The organism is Mycobacterium sp. HM-7, assembly GCF_053852335.1.
In genome coordinates this window covers 1-22,383 of record NZ_CM132657.1, presented here as the reverse complement: position 1 = coordinate 22,383, position 22,383 = coordinate 1, and the positions used below count along the sequence as shown (strand labels likewise).

The 22,383-nt window shown below is 66.5% G+C and carries 19 protein-coding genes and 2 tRNA genes; 7 read left to right on the top strand and 14 right to left on the bottom strand.

Annotation, left to right across the window (positions count from 1 at the left end; all coding sequences use genetic code 11):
• Positions 1-25: 25 nt before the first annotated feature.
• From ACWW1C_RS00105 to pknB, 4 genes are read left to right on the top strand one after another with little or no spacing between them, the layout of a single operon-like run.
• Positions 26-1,441 (top strand): FtsW/RodA/SpoVE family cell cycle protein, encoded by a 1,416-nt coding sequence (locus tag ACWW1C_RS00105; RefSeq protein ID WP_455981531.1) that lies wholly within the window; start codon positions 26-28, stop codon positions 1,439-1,441.
• Positions 1,438-2,916 (top strand): D,D-transpeptidase PbpA, encoded by a 1,479-nt coding sequence (gene pbpA, locus ACWW1C_RS00100; protein ID WP_455981530.1) that lies wholly within the window; start codon positions 1,438-1,440, stop codon positions 2,914-2,916. Before ACWW1C_RS00105 ends, pbpA begins: the two co-directional genes overlap by 4 nt.
• 31 nt (positions 2,917-2,947) lie before the next feature.
• The gene (locus ACWW1C_RS00095; RefSeq protein WP_455981529.1) at positions 2,948-4,177 is read left to right on the top strand and encodes a protein kinase domain-containing protein; all 1,230 of its coding nucleotides are present in this window, start codon (positions 2,948-2,950) and stop codon (positions 4,175-4,177) included.
• Entirely contained in the window at positions 4,174-6,057 is a 1,884-nt protein-coding gene (gene pknB / locus ACWW1C_RS00090; protein WP_455981528.1) for a Stk1 family PASTA domain-containing Ser/Thr kinase, read from the top strand. The genes ACWW1C_RS00095 and pknB overlap by 4 nt, the downstream gene beginning before the upstream one ends.
• A 19-nt stretch (positions 6,058-6,076) precedes the next feature.
• On the opposite strand, the gene ACWW1C_RS00085 is transcribed toward pknB, so the two are convergent.
• Together ACWW1C_RS00085 and ACWW1C_RS00080 are read right to left on the bottom strand one after the other, a co-directional pair.
• Positions 6,077-6,745, bottom strand: coding sequence for an aminodeoxychorismate/anthranilate synthase component II (locus ACWW1C_RS00085; protein WP_455981527.1), 669 nt, complete (start codon positions 6,743-6,745; stop codon positions 6,077-6,079).
• Between the two features lie 37 nt (positions 6,746-6,782).
• A complete protein-coding gene (locus ACWW1C_RS00080) occupies positions 6,783-7,604 on the bottom strand; it encodes a DUF881 domain-containing protein (RefSeq protein ID WP_455981526.1) in 822 nt (273 codons plus the stop codon).
• Between the two features lie 80 nt (positions 7,605-7,684).
• Between ACWW1C_RS00080 and crgA the strand changes: the two genes are divergently transcribed.
• Both crgA and ACWW1C_RS00070 read left to right on the top strand, forming a co-directional pair.
• Entirely contained in the window at positions 7,685-7,969 is a 285-nt protein-coding gene (gene crgA / locus ACWW1C_RS00075) for a cell division protein CrgA (RefSeq protein WP_020099906.1), read from the top strand.
• A 148-nt stretch (positions 7,970-8,117) separates the two neighbouring features.
• Complete coding sequence (locus ACWW1C_RS00070) at positions 8,118-8,531, top strand: PH domain-containing protein (RefSeq protein ID WP_455981525.1); 414 nt, start codon at positions 8,118-8,120, stop codon at positions 8,529-8,531.
• Positions 8,532-8,597: 66 nt separating this feature from the next.
• Here ACWW1C_RS00070 and ACWW1C_RS00065 read toward each other — a convergent pair whose 3' ends face one another.
• Positions 8,598-9,125: a peptidylprolyl isomerase gene (locus tag ACWW1C_RS00065; protein ID WP_455981524.1), complete on the bottom strand. Its 528-nt coding sequence runs from the start codon at positions 9,123-9,125 to the stop codon at positions 8,598-8,600.
• 120 nt (positions 9,126-9,245) lie between these two features.
• On the opposite strand from ACWW1C_RS00065, the gene cwsA reads away from it, so the two are divergent.
• Entirely contained in the window at positions 9,246-9,614 is a 369-nt protein-coding gene (gene cwsA / locus ACWW1C_RS00060) for a cell wall synthesis protein CwsA (RefSeq protein WP_455981523.1), read from the top strand.
• A 67-nt stretch (positions 9,615-9,681) separates the two neighbouring features.
• Here cwsA and ACWW1C_RS00055 read toward each other — a convergent pair whose 3' ends face one another.
• The 11 genes from ACWW1C_RS00055 to dnaA all read right to left on the bottom strand — a co-directional run bounded on the left by ACWW1C_RS00055 (position 9,682) and on the right by dnaA (position 22,383).
• Entirely contained in the window at positions 9,682-10,047 is a 366-nt protein-coding gene (locus tag ACWW1C_RS00055; protein ID WP_455981522.1) for a hypothetical protein, read from the bottom strand.
• A gap of 116 nt (positions 10,048-10,163) precedes the next feature.
• Positions 10,164-10,236, bottom strand: a tRNA-Ala gene (locus ACWW1C_RS00050).
• 152 nt (positions 10,237-10,388) lie between these two features.
• Positions 10,389-10,462 (bottom strand) — tRNA-Ile (locus tag ACWW1C_RS00045).
• A gap of 90 nt (positions 10,463-10,552) precedes the next feature.
• The gene (locus ACWW1C_RS00040; RefSeq protein ID WP_455981521.1) at positions 10,553-11,476 is read right to left on the bottom strand and encodes a DUF3566 domain-containing protein; all 924 of its coding nucleotides are present in this window, start codon (positions 11,474-11,476) and stop codon (positions 10,553-10,555) included.
• A gap of 44 nt (positions 11,477-11,520) precedes the next feature.
• Positions 11,521-14,043: a DNA gyrase subunit A gene (gyrA, locus tag ACWW1C_RS00035; protein ID WP_455981520.1), complete on the bottom strand. Its 2,523-nt coding sequence runs from the start codon at positions 14,041-14,043 to the stop codon at positions 11,521-11,523.
• 90 nt (positions 14,044-14,133) lie between these two features.
• Positions 14,134-16,161 carry a DNA topoisomerase (ATP-hydrolyzing) subunit B gene (gyrB, locus tag ACWW1C_RS00030; RefSeq protein WP_455981519.1) on the bottom strand — a complete coding sequence of 676 codons (2,028 nt, stop codon included), beginning with the start codon at positions 16,159-16,161 and terminating at the stop codon, positions 14,134-14,136.
• A gap of 218 nt (positions 16,162-16,379) precedes the next feature.
• Entirely contained in the window at positions 16,380-16,928 is a 549-nt protein-coding gene (locus ACWW1C_RS00025; RefSeq protein ID WP_455984486.1) for a DUF721 family protein, read from the bottom strand.
• A gap of 56 nt (positions 16,929-16,984) precedes the next feature.
• Positions 16,985-18,148 carry a DNA replication/repair protein RecF gene (recF, locus tag ACWW1C_RS00020; protein ID WP_455981518.1) on the bottom strand — a complete coding sequence of 388 codons (1,164 nt, stop codon included), beginning with the start codon at positions 18,146-18,148 and terminating at the stop codon, positions 16,985-16,987.
• Positions 18,149-19,042, bottom strand: coding sequence for a phosphogluconate dehydrogenase (NAD(+)-dependent, decarboxylating) (gene gnd, locus ACWW1C_RS00015; protein ID WP_455981517.1), 894 nt, complete (start codon positions 19,040-19,042; stop codon positions 18,149-18,151). It lies immediately after the preceding gene.
• A gap of 28 nt (positions 19,043-19,070) precedes the next feature.
• Positions 19,071-20,261 (bottom strand): DNA polymerase III subunit beta, encoded by a 1,191-nt coding sequence (dnaN, locus tag ACWW1C_RS00010; protein ID WP_455981515.1) that lies wholly within the window; start codon positions 20,259-20,261, stop codon positions 19,071-19,073.
• 652 nt (positions 20,262-20,913) lie between these two features.
• Entirely contained in the window at positions 20,914-22,383 is a 1,470-nt protein-coding gene (dnaA, locus tag ACWW1C_RS00005) for a chromosomal replication initiator protein DnaA (RefSeq protein WP_455981514.1), read from the bottom strand.

Here is a 22,383-nt window from a genome sequence, read left to right as displayed (position 1 = left end):
CCCGAGAGCGAGCGGGAGTCGCGGCATGACGACGCAGCCGCAGTCTCCGGTCGCGGTCGCCCCTCCACTACCCAATCGGCGTAATTCCGAGTTGGCGCTGCTGGGGTTCGCGGCCGTGATCACGACTGTGGCTCTGCTCATCGTCGAGGCCAATCAGGAGAGCGGCCTGCGTCTGGACCTCATCCAGTTCACCGTCGGCTTCGTCGCGCTGTTCGGTGGCGCCCATCTCGCCGTGCGGCGGTACGCGCCCTATGCCGACCCGCTGCTGCTGCCGGTCGTCGCGCTGCTGAACGGCCTGGGCCTGGTCCTCATCTACCGGCTGGACCTGTCGGCACACACCCGGCCCGCCGGGATCCTGCCGGGCGGCAACGCCAACCAGCAGATGCTGTGGACGCTGCTGGGCATCCTGGTGTTCACCGCCGTGCTGATGTTCGTGCACGACCACCGGATGCTGGCCCGCTACGGCTACATCTGCGGCCTGGCCGGCCTGGTGCTGCTGGCCATCCCCGCGGTGCTGCCCGATTCAGTGGCTGAGCAGTACGGCGCCAAGATCTGGATCCGCCTGCCGGGCTTCTCGATTCAACCCGCCGAGTTCTCCAAGATCCTGCTGCTGATCTTCTTCGCCAGCGTCCTGGTCACCAAGCGCAGCCTGTTCACCAGCGCCGGCAAGCACATGTTCGGGCTGGACCTGCCGCGGCCCCGCGACCTGGCACCGCTGCTGGTGGCCTGGATCGGGTCGATCGGCGTCATGGTGTTCGAGAAAGACCTGGGGGCGTCCCTGCTGCTCTACGCGACATTCCTGGTGCTGCTGTACGTCGCCACCGAAAAGCTCAGCTGGGTCATCATCGGGTTGAGCCTGTTCTGCGTGGGAAGCCTTGCGGCGTACCAGCTTTTCGACCACGTCCGGGTGCGTGTGCAGAACTGGCTGGACCCGTTCGCCGACCCCGACGGCGCCGGCTACCAGATGGTGCAGTCCCTGTTCAGCTTCGCCACCGGCGGCATCTTCGGCACCGGTCTGGGCAACGGGCAGCCCGGCACGGTGCCCGACGCGTCCACTGACTTCATCATCGCCGCCGTGGGCGAAGAGCTCGGGCTCGTCGGCCTGGCCGCGGTGCTGATGCTGTACACGATCGTCATCATCCGGGGTCTGCGCACCGCCATCGCCGTGCGCGACAGCTTCGGCAAGCTGCTCGCCGCCGGCCTGTCCGCCGCGCTGGCACTGCAGCTGTTCATCGTCGTCGGCGGCGTCACCAAACTCATCCCGCAGACGGGCCTGACCACCCCGTGGATGTCCTACGGCGGCTCGTCGCTGCTGTCCAACTATGTGCTGCTGGCGCTGCTGCTGCGGGTGTCGCACGTCGCGCGCCGTCCGCTGTCGACCCGGGGCCCGAACCAATCGTCGATCGCCGCGGCCAACACCGAGGTGATCGAGAAACAATGAACACCTCGCTTCGTCGCGTGTCCGGACTGGTGATGGCACTGGTCGTGCTGTTGCTGCTCAACGCCACCACCACCCAGGTGTTCGCCGCCGACAGCCTGCGCGCCGACCCACGGAACCAGCGGGTGCTACTCGACGAGTACTCGCGCCAGCGGGGCCAGATCACCGCGGGCGGCCAGCTGCTGGCCTACTCGATGCCGACCAACGGTCGGTTCCGCTACCTGCGCATCTACCCGAACCCTCTGGTCTACGCGCCGGTCACCGGCTTCTACTCGCTGCAGTACTCGAGCACCGGTCTCGAGCGCGCCGAGGACAGCATCCTCAACGGCTCCGACGAGCGGCTGTTCGGCAACCGCATCGCAGACTTCTTCACCGGCCGTGATCCGCGCGGCGGCAACGTCGACACCACGATCGTGCCGCGGGTCCAGCAGGCCGCGTGGGACGCGATGCAGCAAGGCTGCGGCGGCAATCCGTGCAAGGGCTCGGTGGTTGCCCTCGATCCGTCCACCGGCAAGATTCTGGCCATGGTGTCGTCTCCGTCGTACGACCCCAACCTGCTCGCCTCGCACGAGGGTGACAAGCAGTCCGCCGCCTGGCAGGCGCTGCGCGACAACCCCGATTCACCGCTGCAGAACCGGGCGATCTCCGAGACCTACCCGCCGGGGTCGACATTCAAGGTGCTGACCACGGCCGCGGCGCTGCAGGCCGGTGCCACCCCCGACACCCAGCTCACCTCCGCCTCGCGAATCACGTTGCCGGACAGCACCGCAACTCTGGAGAACTACGCCGGCTCGGCCTGCGGCGGGGGCCCGACGGTGTCCCTGCGCGAGGCCTTCGCCAAGTCCTGCAACACCGCCTTCGTCGAACTGGGCCTGCACAACGGGGCCGACGCGATGCGGACCATGGCCAAGCAGTTCGGCCTGGACAGCCCGCCGCCGTCGATCCCGCTGCAGGTCGCCGAGTCGACCATCGGCCCGATCTCCGACGCCCCGGCCCTGGGTATCTCCAGCATCGGCCAGAAGGACGTCGCGCTGACCCCGCTGCAGAACGCGATGATTGCCGCGACCATCGCCAACGGCGGCGTCAGCATGGCCCCGTACCTGGTCGACGACCTCAAGGGACCTGACCTTTCCAACATCGCGGCTACCTCACCGCACCAACAGCGGCGGGCCATCTCATCCCAGGTCGCGGCTACACTTACGGATCTGATGGTCGGCGCCGAGCAGGTGACGCAGCAGAAGGGAGCCATAGCCGGCGTGCAGATCGCATCAAAGACGGGCACGGCCGAACACGGCACCGATCCACGTCACACACCACCACATGCGTGGTACATCGCTTTTGCCCCGGCGAAATCCCCGAAGGTCGCCGTCGCCGTCCTAGTGGAGAATGGTGGAGACCGTTTGTCCGCGACCGGCGGTGCGCTGGCCGCACCCATCGGGCGGGCCACTATCGCCGCGGCGCTACGGGAGGGATCATGAGCGGGCAGCGAGAAGCGGAGGCGGATCGCGGATGAGCGCACGCGTCGGAGTCACACTTTCCGGCCGCTATCGACTTCAGCGACTCATCGCCACAGGTGGCATGGGTCAAGTCTGGGAAGGCGTCGACAGCAGGCTCGGTCGACAGGTCGCCATCAAGGTCCTGAAGGCCGAGTACTCGACCGACCCCGAATTCGTCGAGCGGTTCCGCGCCGAGGCGCGAACGGTCGCGATGCTGAACCACCCCGGCATCGCCAGCGTCTACGACTACGGCGAGACCGAGCTCGACGACGCCGGCCGCACCGCCTACCTCGTCATGGAGCTGGTCAACGGCGAGCCGCTGAACTCCGTCATCAAGCGCACCGGCCGGCTGTCCCTGCGGCACTCGCTGGACATGCTCGAGCAGACGGGTCGGGCCCTGCAGGTCGCGCACAGCGCCGGCCTGGTGCACCGCGACGTCAAGCCCGGCAACATCATGATCACCCCGACCGGCCAGGTGAAGCTCACCGACTTCGGTATCGCCAAGGCCGTCGACGCCGCTCCCGTGACCCAAACCGGCATGGTGATGGGCACCGCCCAGTACATCGCGCCCGAGCAGGCTCTGGGCCACGACGCCACCGCGGCCAGCGACGTCTACTCGCTCGGTGTCGTCGGCTACGAGTCCGTATCCGGCCGACGGCCGTTCACCGGCGATGGCGCCCTCACCGTCGCGATGAAGCACATCAAGGAAGCGCCGCCACCACTGCCGGCCGACCTGCCCCCGAACGTCCGCGAACTGATCGAGATCAGCCTCGCCAAGGACGCCATCCATCGTTACCGCAGCGGCGGCCCGTTCGCCGACGCCGTCGCCGCGGTCCGGGCCGGACGGCGCCCCCCGCGGCCCAACCAGGCGCCGACCATCGGGCGGGCCGCTCCGGCGGCGATTCCGTCGAGCACGCAAGCGCGGGCGGCCATCGAGCCCGCCCGTCCGGCGCCGGCAACCCCGCGGCCCCGGCCGGCCAGCGGTAGCCACCGGCCGGCCCCGCCCGCGCGACGGACGTTCTCGCCCGGACAGCGCGCACTGCTGTGGGCGGCGGGTGTCCTGGGTGCGCTGGCGATCGTCATCGCGATCCTGATCGTGCTGAACGCGCAGGACCGGCAGGACCAGAAGAACCAGCAGCAGTCCACAGTCACCAACACCATCACCGAGACCACGAAGACGCCCGGCGCACCGGCGGGTCAGTCGGCTTCGCTCCCTGATCTGTCAGGACCGGCCATCTCATGACCACGCCCCAGCACCTCTCCGACCGCTACGAACTGGGGGACATCCTCGGTTTCGGTGGCATGTCCGAGGTTCACCTCGGGCGGGACCTGCGCCTGCACCGTGACGTGGCGGTCAAGGTGCTGCGCGCCGACCTCGCTCGCGATCCGAGCTTCTACCTGCGCTTCCGCCGCGAGGCCCAGAACGCCGCGGCGCTGAACCACCCGGCGATCGTCGCCGTCTACGACACCGGTGAGGCCGAAACGCCCAACGGGCCGCTGCCGTACATCGTCATGGAGTACGTCGACGGCGTGACGCTGCGCGACATCGTGCACACCGAGGGTCCGCTGCCGCAGCAGCGCGCCATCGAGATCATCGCCGACGCCTGTCAGGCCCTGAACTTCAGTCACCAGCACGGCATCGTGCACCGGGACATCAAGCCGGCGAACATCATGATCAGCAAGGCCAACGCGGTCAAGGTCATGGACTTCGGTATCGCCCGCGCGATTGCCGACAGCAGCAACCGGATGACGCAGACCGCGGCGGTCATCGGCACCGCCCAGTACCTGTCGCCCGAGCAGGCCAGCGGGCAGAACGTCGACGCCCGCTCGGATGTGTACTCGCTGGGCTGCGTGCTCTACGAACTGATCACCGGCGAGCCGCCCTTCGTCGGCGATTCCCCGGTCGCGGTGGCCTACCAGCACGTCCGCGAGGACCCGGTGCCGCCGTCGCAGCGCCACTCCGGCATCACCCCGGGCCTGGACGCCGTCGTGCTCAAGGCCCTGGCGAAGAACCCGGACAACCGTTACCAGAGCGCCGCCGACATGCGGAACGACCTGATCCGCGTGCACGCCGGTGAGGCACCCGATGCACCCAAGGTGCTGACCGACGCCGAACGCACCGCCATGATGGGCTCGGGCGGTTTCGGTGGACCGCGCAGCATGATGCCGGAGCAGATCAGCGTCAACCCGCAGCCCTACCGCTCGACGGACCGGGCCGCGACGCCGATCGGTCGCTGGCTGATCGCTGCCGCCATCCTGGCCGTGCTGACGGTCGTCGTCACTGTCGCGATCAACCTGATCGGCGGCAAACCGCACGACCAGCAGATTCCGGACGTGCGCGGGCTGGCTCAGGCCGACGCCGTCGCCAACCTGCAGAACCGCGGCTTCAAGACCCGTACACAGCAGCGACCCGACTCCACGGTGGCGCCGGACCACGTCATCGGCACCGAACCGTCGGCCAACGCGTCCGTCGCCGCCGGCGACGAGATCACCATCAACATCTCCACCGGCCCCGAGCAGCGCGAGGTCCCCGACGTCTCGAAGTTGTCGCCTGCCGACGCGATGGCCAAGCTACAGTCCACCGGTTTCCGGAACATCCAGCAGACGGTGTCGCAGTCGCTGCCGGAGCAGAAGGACCGCGTCATCGCGACCAACCCGCCGGCCCACCAGACGTCGGCGATCACGAACGTCATCACGATCATCGTCGGCTCCGGGCCCGGCCTGGTGCCGATCCCTGACGTCAACGGGCAGACCGTCGAAATCGCAACCAAGAACCTCAACACCGTCGGCTTCCAGACGATCCTGACGGCGCCGATCGACAGCCCGAAACCCGCCGGCGAGATCATCGGCACCGACCCGCCGTCGGGCACCCCCACCGCCAAGGACGCGCCGATCACGCTGAAGGTGTCGCAGGGCAACCAGTTCGTCATGCCGAACCTGGCCGGTCAGTTCTGGACCGACGCCGAGCCGAACCTGCGAGCGCTCGGCTGGACCGGCGTGCTGATCAAGGGCGCCGACGTCCAGAACAGCGGCCAGCGCAGCAATGCGGTGGTGAGCCAGGTGCCAGCAGCCGGCAGCGGAGTCAACTTCGGCGCCTCGATCACGCTGAGCTTCGCTTCGTAGCGTTGCTCAGCGTGCGCGGTCAGGCGGTGCGGGTCGCGGCCGAGACCGCGTCGGCGACTTCCTGCTCGAGTCGGCTGACCAGACCCTCGTCGGGCGCCTGACCACAGAACGCGAGCCAGTTGGCCAGCATCCGATGGCCGCCCTGGGTCAGGATGCTCTCCGGGTGGAACTGCACCCCGTGGATCGGTAGTTCGCGGTGCCGGACGGCCATGATGACGCCGCTGTCGGTCTGCCCGATGGCCTCCAGCTCGTCCGGCAGGGTCTCCGGCAGGATGGTCAGCGAGTGGTACCGGGTCGCCGTGAATGGGTCCGGAAGTCCTTGCAGCACACCGCTATCCGCGTGATGCACCAGGCTGGTCTTGCCGTGCAGCAGCTCCGGTGCGCGGTCCACCGTGCCGCCGAAAGCCACCCCGATGGCCTGATGTCCCAAGCACACCCCGAGCAGGGGAGTGCGGGCTTCCGCACAGGCGCGGACCAACGGAATGGACGCGCCGGCCCGCTCCGGAGTACCGGGGCCGGGGCTCACCAGGATCCCGTCGAACTCCTTCGCGACAGCAGCGACGCCTTCGGGACTGGAGACGCGTTCGTCGTCGCTACGCCAGACCTGTGCGTGCACCCCGAGCTGGCCCAGGTACTGGACCAGGTTGAACACGAAGCTGTCGTAGTTGTCGAGGACGAGAACCTGCATGCCGTCAGGCTACTGGGTCACCCACGTACCTGATCAATCAATATGTGACCGGTCCAGCCGGTTTGGCATACCGGAGCTTCACCGGCATCCGGTGACCGACGACGTCCACCGACGTGCGCGGCACCTCGGTGTAGCCGAGCCCGAACCGCACCACGTACTGCTTGTAGAGGGTCACCAGCGGTGCGGCGGCGAGCGCGGCGCGCATGCCCTCGACGTTGCCGATCACGGTGATGACGTACGGCGGGCTGTAGGTACGGCCGTTGAGCAGCAGGGTATTGCCGACGCAGCGCGGAGCCGACGTCGCCAGGATCCGCTGGTCCTGCATCTGGACCGCCTCGGCACCGCCCAGCCACAGTGCGTTGAGCACCGCCTGGACGTCCTGCTGGTGCACGACGAGATCGTCGGGGGTGGCGTCGCGCGGGTACTGGCCCTGTGCGTTGCGCTGCGCGTCGTTGAGGGTGATCACCAGGCCCGGTCCACGCATGGGGTCGAGGCCCAGCTCGAGACCGAGTTCGTTGGCCCGGCTCGTGATGGCACCGAGCGCGGCGTCGGCGCCGGGCGTACCGCCGTGGTGGTTCTCGAGCTGATGCTGAAGGTTGTCACGCTCGGCGGTCCGCGTCGCCGCGGTGCGCTGTGCTTCCTTCACCATGTCGACGAGGCGGGGCGCGTCACTGCGCCGGATCTCGCTACCCCCCGACACGCTATGGGTGGTGGCCAGCAGGAGGCCGGCGAGCACACAGACAACCGGCACACCGAATCGCCACGCGGAGTGGCGGGCCGGTTGGGCAGGTTCCGAGGTCCCGGCCGTCCACCAGGGCCTGCGAGGCGACACGTCTTCTGCGTTAGGCTCTGAGTGCATACCGCTCCATCGTCGCACCGAATTGCCGGTTTTTCTCCGCCGGCGCCGGAGTGCGGCACCGACTGTCCGCGAAGGTACCAATGCCCAAGTCCAAGGTTCGCAAGAAGAACGACTTCACCATCAACCCGGTGAGTCGGACGCCGGTGAAGGTCAAGGCCGGACCGTCGAGCGTGTGGTTCGTGGTGTTCTTCTGCTCGCTCATGCTGATCGGTCTGATCTGGCTGGCGGTGTTCCAGCTGGCCGCGCTGAACCCGGCCGGTACTCCGCATCTCCTGCAGTGGATGGCCGATCTCGCCCAGTGGAACTACGCGATCGCCTTCGCGTTCATGATCACCGGTCTACTGCTGACCATGCGGTGGCGCTGAGCTGCGTCAACGACCCCGGTTCGTTACATTCCGGCCTCGTTACGTAACCCAACTGGCAACCTGACCGACACACAATCACATCGATGTGATTCATCCCCATTGGGGATAGTGCCTGTGGATAACTTGCCCCCAAGGGTGTGGACATCTCGTGGAACAAACTCAATGGAGTCCCCCGACAGCCGGTATCGCCGCCTGTGGAGCATTCGGCGTCGTACTCGCGGCGGTGGCCCTGACTTCGGTCACTGACCTGCCCGGACGTGTTCTCGGCGGCATCGCCGCCATCGGTCTGCTGGTCTTCGCCGGCATGTCCTGGCGCGCCCGGCCCAAGCTCGCCATCACACCGGGGGGACTGGTCGTTCGCGGCTGGTGGCGGACCGACACTTATACACAGGCAGACCTCAAGAGTGTGCGTATCACCGAATTCCGCCGGGTGACCCGTAAGGTCCGGCTCCTGGAACTCGACACCGTCGACGACCGGCTCCTGGTCTTCACCCGGTGGGACGTCGGCACCGACCCCATCGACGTCCTCGACGCCCTGACCGACGCCGGACTCATTCCTTAGTTCCGCAACGCAAACGGCGCGACAACCCCCGGTAGGGGACTGCCGCGCCGCGCGTCAGGCTGAAATTCAGGAAACGGTGATCGAGTCGACGACAACCGGCTCGGTCGGGCGGTCACCGCGGTCGACAGCGGTGGTGGCGATGGCGTCGACAACCTTCTGCGACGCCTCGTCGACGACCTCACCGAAGATGGTGTGGCGACGGTTCAGGTGCGGGGTCGGCCCGACGGTGATGAAGAACTGCGAACCGTTGGTGCCCGGGCCGGCGTTCGCCATGGCCAGCAGGTACGGCTTGTCGAACTGCAGCTCCGGGTGGAACTCGTCGGCGAACTGGTAGCCCGGGCCGCCACGGCCGGTGCCGGTCGGGTCGCCGCCCTGGATCATGAAGCCGTCGATGACACGGTGGAAGACGACGCCGTCGTAGAACGGGCCGGAGGTGCCGCCCGAGGCGTTCTCGGTGGAGTAATCCTTGGTGCCCTGGGCGAGACCAACAAAGTTGGCGACGGTCTTGGGCGCGTGGTTACCGAACAAAGCAATCTTGATGTCGCCGCGGTTGGTGTGCAGCGTCGCGGTCGCGGTCTGAATGGGGCTCGTCACGGAAAGTCAGTCTGCCACTCACATTTAAGACCCCGAAGTCGCCCCCCAACGAATAACGTGGGAGGCCGAACCTCCGCTCGGGAGGTCTGCAGAAATCGTGTCCGGCAGAGAGGTTGGTTGATGAGCACTGTCACCGAGAACGTCCCCGAGGTCAGCCGCCCCAGCTCCGGTTCCCATCTGGGTCGCGGGCTCAAATACACCGTCGTGGGGCCGCTGCTCATGCTGCGCGGGGTGCTCGGGCTCGGCGTCGGCTCGACCGTCGGAACCGCCCGCTGGGTGGGCCGACGCTGCCACCGCAATGAGGACTCCGCCGGCGATCTGGCCGTGGTGGTGCAGGCGGGTGCCAAGCGTCGCCGGCCCTTGTTGATCGCGGGTGCCACGGTCGCGGTCCTGGCCCTGGGTGGCGTCACCTTCTCGATCGTGCGGCGCTCGATGCAGCCGGAGCCCTCCCCACTGCCCCCGAGCGTGGATGTGACGCCTCAGCCCTAGTTTTTCGCACCGAGACTGAGCTTGGGTGCCAGCTCCGGACCGGATTTGGCACCCAAGCTCACGTTCGTCAGCGTGTACAGGCTGCGATGAGAGCGTCCGGGTCGGTCACGCTGACACCCAGCTCCCGCAGCGTCACCCTCACCCCGCAGACCTTGGCCTTGGCGGGCGGATCGATGGTGAGAGCCACGACGCCGTCCGACGAACCGTTGACCAGCCAGCGTCCGCGCCAGCCGTGCACACCCCAGGACGCGATGCGGCCTTCCCAGCGGCCGGCTTCCGTGATCGACGTCAACGGGATCTCGGCGGAGAAGCCCCAGCCCATGGTCACATGCAACGCGCCGTCGCGCACTGCCACTTCGCTGTGCTTCGGTCCGAGGCCGAACGGCACCGACAGCGGCAACATCCACTTCGTGTAGCTGATCTCTGTCGTCATGAGGGCAGCGTAGAACCGCAATGTTGGAGCGGTGTTGGAAGGCGGACCGCCCTCGCAGACAACAAAAGCGGCCCCGATCGCTGTCGGAACCGCTTTGCGAACTGCTGTGGATTTTGTGGAGCCTAGGAGATTCGAACTCCTGACATCTGCCTTGCAAAGGCAGCGCTCTACCAACTGAGCTAAGGCCCCTCGATGGTGTCCGGAATCGAATGCCAGACCTCTGCGCCATGCCGGGTCCGCCACACGAAGCCGGCGGCGACTGCGACCATGGCACCGAGCACCAGCAGAACCAATCTCACGGTGCACCCTTCCGGTGGGGGAGTCGGTCAAACCGACTTCCGTGGGCCTAGGAGGACTCGAACCTCCGACCTCTTCGTTATCAGCGAAGCGCTCTAACCGCCTGAGCTATAGGCCCGAAAGTGGCCTTGCGGCCGAGCGATGAGATTACCGTATGGGTACCTCTGCGCCCAAAACGCGACGTCAGCCGCGCCCGCAGGCCTGCCGACTAATCCCGATCCGCGAGCGTCACTTCAACGCCACCGACCAGATCGGTGGTCAGGTTGTAGACGAACGCCGCGGCGGTGGCCATGGCCGTCAGCAGCACGATGTTGACCAACCCGATGAGGGTCGCGCCGCCGAAAATCGTACTGGCAGAAACCAATTCGCCGCCGCTGCCGCCACCACTGGTGAGCAGATCGCCGACATTGCTGTTCAGCTTGCTCCACACACCCATGCCGCCGAGGACGAGGTACAGGAACGCGACCGCGATCATCCAGACGAAGAACAACGCCACCGACAGCACCAGGGAGACCTTCAACACGCTCCACGGATCGACGCGGCGCACCTGCATGCTGGCCCGCACCGGGCCATCCTGCCGACTGCCGGAACGGCTCCGCTGCGCCGCCGCCCGGGCCGGTGCCTGGGACACCGTGGCGACGGTGCTGCGCGGCTCCCGCGGCTCGCCCGCCCGGCGCTGCGGCTGGCGGGAGAGGTCCGGGATCTCGCTGGCGTACGCAGCCTCGGGCCGCGTCTCGGTCCGGACCGTCTCGGCTGTGCGGACCGGCTTCGGCGGCACGTTGCCCTGCGGGGTCGCCGGGGGTGACGACGGGACAGCCGGCACCGGGGGCGGGGCCGGGGTATCCGGAGTGATGGCGGGGGTGATGGTGGTCTCTGCCTCGGAGGCCGAACCACCGGCCAATCCAGCTGACGAACCCGTGCCGCTGACGAACCGGTTCAGTCGCTCGTCGAGACTCTGCCCGCCGGCCGCCGAAGCGTCCGCCGGAGCCCCGGTACGGGCCCGCTGCCAGGGCGGCGCCTCACCGCTCTGGTCGGCCGCGTGGGCGCCGCCACCCGATCCGGTGGCCGGCCCGCTATTGCTCGTGGGCCCGTCACCGGTACGGGTGTATCCCGGCTCGTTCGGGGAACTCACCTGGCGGCTCCTTCAATCAGTGCGGCTGCGGAGCAGTCGCAGCACTACGTTTCGTCGGTCTCGGTTTCGGCCGCGGTGTCGATCTCGGCGTCAACCTCGTCGCCACCTTCAGCCCCTTCGGCGTTGCGTGCGACGGCAATCAGTGTGTCGCCCTCACCGAGGTTCATCAACCGCACACCCTTGGTCTGCCGTCCGGCCTTGCGCACCTGACGTGCCGCGGTCCGGATGACACCACCGCCGGAAGTGATGGCGTACAGCTCGGTGTCGTCATCGACGATCAACGCACCGACCAGACTGCCACGCTTGGGGTCGTACTGGATCGTGAGGATGCCCTTGCCGCCGCGACCTTGCGCGGTGTACTCGTCGATCGCCGTCCGCTTCGCGTAACCGCCCGCGGTCGCGACCAAGAGGTAGGTGTCCGGCACCACCACGTTGAGCGACAGCAAACGGTCGTCTTCGTTGAACCGCATGCCCTGCACACCGGAGGTGGCGCGACCCATCGGCCGCAGCGCCTCATCGGTCGCCGAGAACCGGATGGACTGGCCGTTGGCGGACACCAGCAGCAGGTCCTCCTCGGCGGAGCACAGCACGGCGCCGACGAGCTCGTCGCCGTCACGCAGGTTGATCGCGACGATGCCACCGGACCGGTTCGAGTCGAAGTCGGCCAGCTTGGACTTCTTCACGAGGCCGTTGCGGGTGGCGAGCACCAGGTAGGGCGCGTCCTCGTAGCTCTTGATCTGGATGACCTGAGCGATGCGCTCCTCCGGCTGGAAGGCCAGCAGGTTCGCGACGTGCTGGCCGCGCGCGGTCCGCGAGGCCTCGGGCAGGTCGTACGCCTTGGCCCGGTACACCCGGCCCTGGGTGGTGAAGAACAGGATCCAGTCGTGCGTGGAGCACACGAAGAAGTGGTTGACGATGTCATCCTGCTTCAGCCCGGCACCCTGCACGCCCTTGCCGCCGCGCTTCTGGCTGCGGTACAGGTCGGTCTTGGTGCGCTTGGCGTAGCCGGTCTCCGTGATGGTGACGACGACGTCCTCGCGCTGGATGAGGTCCTCGTCGGTGACGTCACCGTCGGCCGCGATGATGCGGGTACGACGGTCGTCGCCGTACTTGTCGGCGAGCTCCTTGAGCTCGTCGTGGACGATGGCGCGCTGCCGCTCGGGCTTGGCCAGGATGTCCTCGAGGTCGGCGATCTCGGCCTCGATCTTGGCCAGATCGTCGACGATGCGCTGCCGTTCCAGGGCAGCCAGGCGACGCAGCTGCATGTCGAGGATGGCCTGCGCCTGGATCTCGTCGACTTCGAGCAGCTCCATCAAGCCGGTCCGGGCCGCATCGGCGTTGGCCGACGCGCGGATCAGCGCGATGACTTCATCAAGGGCGTCAAGGGCTTTCACCAAGCCGCGCAAGATGTGGGCGCGCTCGTTGGCCTTCCGCAGCCGGTACCGCGTGCGCCGGTTGATGACGTCGAGCTGGTGCGCGACGTAGTAGCGGATCATCTGGTCCAGACGCAGGGTGCGCGGTACGCCGTCGACGATCGACAGCATGTTGGCACCGAAGCTGGTCTGCAGCTGGGTGTGCTTGTAGAGGTTGTTCAGCACCACCTTGGCGACGGCGTCACGCTTGAGGTCGACGACGATGCGCAGACCCACACGATCGCTGGACTGGTCCTCGATGTTGGAGATGCCGCCGATCCGGCCGTCGCGTACCTGCTCGGCGATCGAGGTGATGAAGTTGTCGTGGTTGACCTGGTAGGGCAGCTCGGTGATGACGAGCGAGGTGCGGCCCTTGGCGTCTTCCTCGATCTCGACGACACCGCGCATCCGGACCGAGCCGCGGCCGGTGCGATAGGTGTCGGAAATGCCCTGCGTCCCGACGATCAGGCCGTGGGTGGGGAAGTCCGGGCCCTTGACCCGCTCCATCACCGCTTCGAGGGTGGTCTCCTCGTCGGCTTCGTGGTTCTCGAGGCACCAGTACACGGCCTCGGCGAGTTCGCGGAGGTTGTGCGGCGGGATGTTGGTGGCCATACCGACGGCGATACCGCCGGAGCCGTTGGCCAGCAGGTTCGGGAACCGGCTGGGCAGGACGGTCGGCTCTTGGACGCGGCCGTCGTAGTTGGGGATGAAATCGACGGTCTCCTCGTCGATTTCGCGCAACATTTCCATGGCCAGCGGGGTGAGCCGGGCCTCGGTGTAACGCATGGCGGCGGCCGGGTCGTTACCCGGTGAACCGAAGTTGCCCTGACCGTCGACCAGCGGGTAGCGCAGCGACCACGGCTGGGCCATGCGGACCAGGGTGTCGTAGATCGACGAGTCGCCGTGCGGGTGGTAGTTACCCATGGTCTCGGCGACCGAGCGCGCGGACTTGGCGTGCGAGCGGTCCGGCCGGAAGCCGGAGTCGTACATGGCGTAGAGCACGCGGCGGTGCACGGGCTTGAGGCCGTCGCGAACCTCGGGGAGGGCACGGCCGACGATGACGCTCATGGCGTAATCGATGTAGCTGCGCTGCATCTCCTGCTGGATGTCAACCGGTTCGATGCGGTCGCCCTCGGGCGGCATGGTGTCGGTCATCGAGTTCCTTCTGCGGATTGTTTCACGTTAAACATTGCTTTTTGGCCTCGTGCAGAGCCGGACTCACAGCGCTTCGGCGTGGGGTGGTCGCTAAACATCAAGGAAACGCACGTCTTTCGCGTTCCGGGTGATGAAGCTGCGACGCGCTTCGACGTCCTCGCCCATGAGGATCGAGAACAGTTCGTCGGCCGCCGCGGCGTCGTCGAGGGTGACCTGGCGCAGTACGCGGACCGACGGATCCATGGTGGTCTCCCACAGTTCCTTGGCGTCCATCTCACCCAGACCCTTGTAGCGCTGGATGCCGTCGTCGGTGTTGATGCGCTTGCCGGCCGCCTTGCCCGCTTCGAGCAGACCGTCGCGCTCGCGGTCCGAGTAGGCGAACTCGGGCTCGCTGCGTTGCCACTTCAGCTTGTACAGCGGCGGCTGCGCCAGGAAGATGTGGCCGTTCTCCACCAGCGGTTTCATGAAGCGGAACAACAGGGTCAGCAGCAGGGTGGAGATGTGCTGGCCGTCGACGTCGGCGTCGGCCATCAGCACGATCTTGTGGTACCGCAACTTCGACAGGTCGAACTCGTCATGGATACCGGTGCCCAGGGCAGTGATGATGGCCTGGACTTCGTTGTTCTTCAGCACGCGATCGATGCGGGCCTTCTCGACGTTGATGATCTTTCCGCGCAGCGGCAGGATCGCCTGGAACATCGAGTCGCGGCCGCTCTTGGCCGAGCCACCGGCCGAGTCGCCCTCCACCACATACAGTTCCGACTTGGTCGGGTCCGTGGAGCGGCAGTCGGCCAGCTTGCCGGGCAGGCCGCCGATGTCGGTGGCACTCTTGCGGCGCACCAACTCCCGCGCCTTACGCGCCGCGACGCGGGCCTGCGCGGACGAAACCGCTTTGTTGACAACGGTTTTGGCTTCGGCGGGGTTGGCCTCGAACCAGTGCGTCAGCTGCTCGTTGCAGATTTTCTGCACGAACGACTTGACCTCGGTGTTGCCCAACTTGGTCTTGGTCTGGCCCTCGAACTGCGGCTGGCGGACCTTCACCGACACGACAGCGGCCAGGCCTTCACGGATGTCGTCACCGGTGAGGTTGGCTTCTTTTTCCTTCAGCAGCTTCTTGTCGCGCGCGTACTTGTTGACCACCGTGGTCAGTGCCGCGCGGAAACCCTCTTCGTGGGTACCACCCTCGTGAGTGTTGATGGTGTTCGCGAAGGTGTGCACCGACTCCGAGTACCCGGCGTTCCACTGCATCGCGATCTCGACCTCATGGCCTTCGGCCTTGCCACCGAAATCGATGATGCTCTGCTGGATGGCGCTCTTGGTGCGGTTGATGTGCTTGACGAAGTCGACCAAACCGTCGGGGTAGTGGTAGATGCGGTGCTTGACCTTGTGCGGCGCCCCCGCCTCCGCGGCTTTCTCCTCCGCGGTCTTCGGCGCTTCGGCGTGATCGCTGACCACCTCGTCGACCACCGCGGCGGCAGTGACACGCTCATCGGTCAGTTCGATGGTCAGGCCCTTGTTGAGGAAGGCCATCTCCTGCAGGCGGCGGGCGATCGTCTCGAAGTCGTAGACCGTGGTCTCGAAGATGTCCGGATCCGCCCAGAACCGGATGGTCGTGCCGTTCTTCTTGGACGGCTCGCCCTTGCGCAGTGTGCCGGGGACGGACTTGTCATAGGTCTGGTGCCATTCGAAGCCGTCCTTGTGGATGTCGGCCTCGAGTCGCGTCGACAGGGCGTTCACCACCGAGACGCCGACGCCGTGCAGACCACCGGACACCTGGTAGGCGCCCTCTTCGAACTTGCCGCCGGCGTGCAGCACGGTCATGACGACGTCGACGGTCGGGATACCGGTGGCGTGCATCGCCACGGGGATACCGCGGCCGTCGTCGGTGACCTGGACGCCGCCGTCCTCGAGGATGCGGACGTCGACCTTGGTCGCGAAACCGGCCATTGCCTCGTCGACCGCGTTGTCCACAACTTCCCAGACCAGGTGGTGCAGACCGCGCTCGCCGGTGGACCCGATGTACATACCGGGACGCTTGCGGACCGCTTCCAGACCTTCGAGGACCTTGATCGAATCGGCGCCGTACTCAGCCGGCGCATCCTTCTTTTGGGCAGCCACGTCGGACGCGTCTCCTTGGGGTTCGCGGGGCGGTGAGGACACCGCACTCAGATCTGTCGACAGTCTACCGGTAGGTACGGACGGCACTGACTTTCTGACAGCGTTTTGACACGTCTGTTCGCGCCGTGCGGGGAATTTCTCGGGTGATGTCGCGTCCGGACGCTCCAGGGGCATCATCTGAGACTCATCGGCGCGCTGAGCGTCGCCGGAAAAACGCCTCAGCCGAAGGTGTCGCGCGGGCCGCGGGCGCCGAAATTCCGCGGGCCCTTCTGCCACGTCGGACCCGACGGACCAAGGATCTTCAGCGACGTGACGACCCCGTCGCCGACGGACGCCGCGATCTTCGCCAGAATCTGCGACTGCACCATCCGGAGCTGGGTCGCCCAGGCCGTCGATTCGGCCGTCACCGTCAGAACGCCCTCGCGCAGAGAGGTGGGGGAGGCATGTTCGGCGATCTGCTCACCGACCACGATCGACCACTGGCCGAATACCGACCCTTCGGCCATGCGACCGGACCAACCCCGGTTGCGGGCCATGTCCATGGTCGCCGAGCCCAACAGCTGTGGATCCCGAGCATCGGGCCCGGGCCCGGACCACCTCCGCCGGCCCCCGCCACGGCGAGCACGCGCGACCGGGGCGTTACGACCGCGGCCGACATCTTTTCCCTGACTGCGGGCCGCGCCGCGCGCTTCCTCCAGCGTGCGGCGCACCAGATCCATACCCTTCAGATGGGCGAGATGTGGTGGTGGAAAGGCACTTTCGGGCATGTCGGGCCCGGCTTGATCGCCCGCGCGACCCGGTTGATCCGGTCGGTCAGCCTCGCTCATGCGTCCACCACCGAAATCCGCCCGCCGTCGTCGTCGCGCATCACCACGTTGATCCGGACACCGTCCCAGTCCTGAGGAATGTCGTCAGGCACCGCCGCTGTGACCAAAACCTGCTCTGCCGATTGTGCCACGTCGGCGAGTGCGCGCCGGCGTGCTGAATCGAGTTCGGCGAACACGTCGTCGAGGAGAAGCACCGGGTCAGAGCCGTCGGTCCGCAACAGTTCGTACGCGCCCAGCCGTAGCGCCAGGGCCATGGACCACGATTCCCCGTGGCTGGCAAAACCTTTCGCGAGCTGGTCACCGAGGCGCAATTCGAGATCGTCCCGGTGTGGCCCGACGAGACATACGCCACGCTCGAGTTCCGCGGAGCGGCGCCGGGACAGTTCCTCGAGCAGCGCTGTCTCGTACGCCGTGACGTCGACCGATCCGGTGCCCGCCTGCTCTTCGATTGCCTCCACCGAACTCCGGTAGCGGACCGATGCGGGCCGCGACGCGGGCGCCAGCAGGTGGTAGGCCTTGGTGATCTCCGGGTGTAATTCGTTGATCAGGTTGACGCGGGCCGCGATCAGCTCCGCGCCGTGACTGGCCAGGTGGCCGTCCCAGACGTCCAGGGTTTCGAGTGCGCCCGCGTCGGTGCCGCGAAAACGGCTGGCGCCCGCGGATTTCAGCAGCGCGGTGCGCTGTCGGACCACTTTCTCGTAATCCGCTCGCACCCCGCCCAACCTGGGCCGCCGGGTGCTGGCCAGCTCGTCGAGGTAGCGCCGTCGTTCTCCGGGATCGCCACGGACCAGCGACAAATCCTCGGGTGCGAACAACACCGCCCGAAGGGCGCCGAGAATTTCACGCGCAGACCGGACGGGGGAGCGGTTCAGGCGCGCCTTGTTGGCACGGCCGGCAGTGATGTCGAGATCCACCGCAAGTTCGCGGCCGTCGTTCACCACGATGGTGGAAACGACGGCGCGGTCACATCCCGTCCGGATGAGAGGAGCGTCCGAGGCGACCCGGTGGGAGCCGAGCGTGGCGGTATACCACAGGGCCTCAACGATATTCGTCTTACCGAAACCGTTCTGGCCGACGAACACGGTACGCCCGGGCGCGAGTTCCAGGTCGAGCCGCGGCCATGATCGGAAATCGGTCAGGGTGAGCTGTCGAACAAACACCTAGCCCGACTTACTGACCCTTTGTACGGCGTGACCACCGAACTGATTACGAAGTGCCGCAACGGCTTTCATGGTCGGCGAGTCGTCCTGCCGGGACAGGAACCGCGCGAACAGCGATGCCGCGATACCTGGCACCGGCACCCGCAGCCGGATGGCTTCCTCGACCGTCCAGCGGCCCTCGCCGGAATCCTCGGTGTAGCTACTGATGTCTTCGAGCTTGGGATCTTCCTTGAGCGCCTTGGCCAGCAGCTGCTGCAGCCAGGACCGCACGACGGTGCCGTTGGTCCAGGCTTGGTAAACCGCCTGCGGGTCTTTGATCAGCGGCTCGGCGGCCAGCATCTCGTAGCCCTCGCCGTACGCCGTCATCAACGCGTACTCGACGCCGTTGTGCACCATCTTGGCGAAGTGTCCGGCACCGACCGGGCCGGCGTGGACGAAACCGTCGGCGAGATCTCCCTCGGGCCGCAGCGTCTCGAAGATCGGCATGACGCGCGCGACGTCCTCGTCGCTGCCGCCGACCATCAGGCCGTAACCCTCGTGCAGGCCCCAGACACCGCCGGACACGCCGGCGTCGATGAAGCCGATTCCTTTGTCCGCCAACAACTTTGCGTGCACAGCGTCTTCGGTGAAGCGGGAGTTGCCGCCATCGATCACCAGGTCGCCGGAGCTCAGTACGGCGGCGAGGTCCTCGATGGTCTCCCGGGTGATCTCACCTGAGGGCACCATGACCCAGACCACGCGGGGCGCTTCGAGCCGCTCGGCGAGCGCGGCGAGCGACGGCACGTCGCTGACTTCCGGCCGCGGGTCGTACCCGATTACTTCGTGGTCTCCACCGCGCAGACGCTCGCGCATGTTGAAGCCCATTTTTCCGAGGCCGATCAACCCCAGCTGCATCAGTGCTTCCTCCGCTGTTGTGTTCCGGTCAGCCCGGTAGGCGCACCGGCATCAGCAAGTACACATAGTCGGTGTCCCCGGCGGGGAACGGTCCGGATCCCGAGTACTGATTCTCCCCGGCCGGACGCAACACTGCAGGCTTGCTGGGGGTGGTGAAGCCGAAAGTGACGCGGTCGGCGTGCAGCGAACCCAGGCCGTCGGTGAGATAGGTGGGGTTGAACGCGATGGTCAACGGCTCACCGTAGAACTCCACGGGCAGGTCTTCTTCGGCACGACCCACGTCATCGGCACCGGCCGACAGGCGCAGGATGTCATCGGCGAACTCCATGCGGACCTGGGCACCGCGATCGGCGACCAGTGCGACACGCTTGATGGCCTCGGCGAGCTCGGCGACACCGATGGTGGCGACCGCGGTGTGCTCGGCCGGCAGCAGCTGGCGGAATTTCGGGAATTCGGCGTCCAGCAGGCGCGTGGTGGTGCGTTTGCCGTTGCTGCGGATACCCAGCATGCCGTCCTTGCCGACGGCCTGGCCGGCACCCAGCGACAGGTGCACCTCGGTGCCGTCGGAGCCGGACTTGGCCGACTCGGCCAGCGTCTTCGCCGGAACCAGCACGGCGGCTTCGAGATCCGGCACGGCCGAATTCCAGGTCAGTTCACGAACCGCGAGACGGAACCGGTCGGTGGCGGCCAGCACGACCTTCTCGCCCGAGATCTCGACGCGCACGCCCGTGAGCATCGGCAGGGTGTCGTCGCGGCCGGCGGCGACGGCCACCTGACCGATGGCCTCGGCGAAGACGTTGGCGGGCACGATGCCGGTCTCATCCGGGAGTGCCGGCAGCGCCGGATAGTCCTCGACCGCCATGGTCGGCAGTGAGAAGCGGGCGCTACCGCAGCTCAGCGCCACCCGGGTGCCTTCGACGCTGAGTTCGACGGGCTTGGCCGGCAGCGCGCGGGTGATGTCCGAGAGCAACTTTCCGGAAACCAAAACGCTTCCGGGAGAAGCAATTTCAGCCGCAACGCGAACCTCGGCGGACACCTCGTAGTCGTATCCGGAGATGGTCAGACCGTCATCGGAGCCGGTCAGCAGCACACCGGCCAGGACTGGGTTCAGGGGCCGGGACGGCAGGATCCGGGCCACCCAGGCCACGGCGTCGGCGAAGTCTTCCCGAACGAGACGGAACTTCAAATCGGTCAGACCCGCTGTCGTCGCCACGTCCATAGCGTCCCTTCGCTGTAACCCCACCACGCTTGCCTGCCGGATCCCAGCGGACGCAGGTCGCATGGGCGCTGGGCGCTTGCGGTGCATCGGCGGTGGTTCCGGCTATCGAAGAACACCGTAGAGCGTTCTGCGTGAAGTTGAAAGCTAAACGATCAGGCCGGACAGCCCGCGACGACCCCCGGAAACCGGCCGGGATCCGGTTGTCCACCGGGAGTTTCCCCAACAGACTGCTTTTAGAAGAAGATCCAGATAGATCTAAAAGTATTAGTAATAGGGGCTGTGCACGCTGTGGATGGATCCACGGAGTTGCTGGTCGGGGCCTCACCGGCGGGATCTCGGGCTGTGAGCAGACTGTGCACGCGGCGTTAATCCAATCCGTGTATTTGTGGAGCGATCGGGCCGTGTGGATTGTTCTGAGCAAAACCACCGGGTTTATCCCATGTAGTACACAGCGCTGTGCACACCCGAATCGTGTGACTCAAGGTGCGTGTGATGCCAAAGTTTTTTCGGACAAATCACATCGCCGGACGAGGAATCGGGCGGGATCCTGGACCGGTCTGCCGGGGGAGTACCCACGATCGGGCGCCTGAAACAACACCGGCCCGCAGGCGTGAGTGCCCGGGGCCGGTGTCAGAAAGTCGGAAAGTCGGATCTAGTGCTTGGAACGCTGTCGAATCCGGGTGGTGAGCTCCTTGACGTGATCGAAAACCTCACGCCGCGAGGCCATTTCCTTCTTGATCTTGCGCTCGGCGTACATCACCGTGGTGTGGTCGCGGCCGAAGGCCTGCCCGATGCGCGGCAAAGACAGGTCCGTGAGCTCCCGGCACAGGTACATGGCGATCTGCCGGGACAGCGCGACGGCGCGGGTCTTACCGGGGCCGCGGAGCTCCTCCACGGAGGTCTCGAAGTACTCGGCCGTCGCCGCCATGATCGTGGCAATACTGATCTGGGTGGTGCCGGCGTCGGCGATGAGATCTCGCAGCACGATCTCGGCGAGGGACTTGTCGATCATCGTCTTGTTCAGTGACGCGAACGCCGTCACCCGGATCAGCGCACCTTCGAGCTCGCGGATGTTGCGGTCGATCCGGCTCGCGATGAGCTCGAGCACGTCGTCCGGCACGTCCAGGCGATCCATCTGCGCCTTCTTGCGCAGGATCGCGATGCGTGTCTCCAGTTCGGGCGGCTGAACGTCGGTGATCAGACCCCACTCGAAGCGGGTCCGCAGCCGGTCTTCCAGCGTCGCAAGCTGTTTCGGCGGCCGATCCGACGAGATGACGATCTGCTTGTTCGCGTTGTGCAGCGTATTGAAGGTATGGAAGAACTCTTCCTGAGTGCTTTCCTTGCCTTCGATGAACTGGATGTCGTCGACCAGCAGGACATCGATGTCGCGGAAGCTGCGCTTGAAGGACGCGGTGCGGTCGTCACGCAACGAGTTGATGAAGTCGTTGGTGAACTGCTCGGTTGAGACGTATTTCACGCGCATGCCCGGGAAGAGCTTCTGCGCGTAATTACCGGCCGCATGCAGCAGGTGCGTCTTACCCAGACCCGATTCACCCCAGATGAACAGCGGGTTGTAGGCCCGGGCCGGGGCCTCGGCGATGGCCAGGGTCGCGGCGTGCGCGAACCGGTTGGACGCCCCGATGACAAAGGTGTCGAAGGTGTAGCGCCGGTTGAGGCTCAGGTCGGCCGATTCGTCGGCGGGCGGCCGGTTGAAGTACCGGGGCCAGTTCTCTTCGGCGCTCGAGAGTTCTTCGGCGTCGTCGTCCAGGTCGTCGGCAGCCGTGAGTGGTTCGAGTTCGGGCACGTCGGCGGGCTCCGAGGCCACCGGCCGGTCGTCGGTATCCGGGACTGCGATGCGAACACCCAGGTCGACGCGCTGGCCGAGATGTCGGCTCAATGCGGCGATGATCGGTTCGCGCAGGTGACGCTCGATCTCGTTCTGGACGAACTGCGTCGGCACCGACAGCAACGCGAAACCTTCGGTCAGCACCAGCGGCTGAACCATGCGCAACCAGGCCCGTTGTTGGGCAGTCAGGGTCGTGGTGCCGCCGAGGTCACCGTTGAGTTCGGCGACCACGCTTTTCCAGATGTCGGTGAACGATGCACTGGGGTTAGCGGTCAA

Bases quoted from the DNA above. Each gene is read 5' to 3' on its own strand.
- ACWW1C_RS00105 (WP_455981531.1), top strand. From the start codon at position 26: ATGACGACGCAGCCGCAGTCTCCGGTCGCGGTCGCCCCTCCACTACCC.
- pbpA (WP_455981530.1), top strand. From the start codon at position 1,438: ATGAACACCTCGCTTCGTCGCGTGTCCGGACTGGTGATGGCACTGGTC.
- ACWW1C_RS00095 (WP_455981529.1), top strand. From the start codon at position 2,948: ATGAGCGCACGCGTCGGAGTCACACTTTCCGGCCGCTATCGACTTCAG.
- pknB (WP_455981528.1), top strand. From the start codon at position 4,174: ATGACCACGCCCCAGCACCTCTCCGACCGCTACGAACTGGGGGACATC.
- ACWW1C_RS00085 (WP_455981527.1), bottom strand. From the start codon at position 6,745: ATGCAGGTTCTCGTCCTCGACAACTACGACAGCTTCGTGTTCAACCTG.
- ACWW1C_RS00080 (WP_455981526.1), bottom strand. From the start codon at position 7,604: ATGCACTCAGAGCCTAACGCAGAAGACGTGTCGCCTCGCAGGCCCTGG.
- crgA (WP_020099906.1), top strand. From the start codon at position 7,685: ATGCCCAAGTCCAAGGTTCGCAAGAAGAACGACTTCACCATCAACCCG.
- cwsA (WP_455981523.1), top strand. From the start codon at position 9,246: ATGAGCACTGTCACCGAGAACGTCCCCGAGGTCAGCCGCCCCAGCTCC.
- ACWW1C_RS00055 (WP_455981522.1), bottom strand. From the start codon at position 10,047: ATGACGACAGAGATCAGCTACACGAAGTGGATGTTGCCGCTGTCGGTG.
- gyrA (WP_455981520.1), bottom strand. From the start codon at position 14,043: ATGACCGACACCATGCCGCCCGAGGGCGACCGCATCGAACCGGTTGAC.
- ACWW1C_RS00025 (WP_455984486.1), bottom strand. From the start codon at position 16,928: ATGCCCGAAAGTGCCTTTCCACCACCACATCTCGCCCATCTGAAGGGT.
- gnd (WP_455981517.1), bottom strand. From the start codon at position 19,042: ATGCAGCTGGGGTTGATCGGCCTCGGAAAAATGGGCTTCAACATGCGC.
- dnaN (WP_455981515.1), bottom strand. From the start codon at position 20,261: ATGGACGTGGCGACGACAGCGGGTCTGACCGATTTGAAGTTCCGTCTC.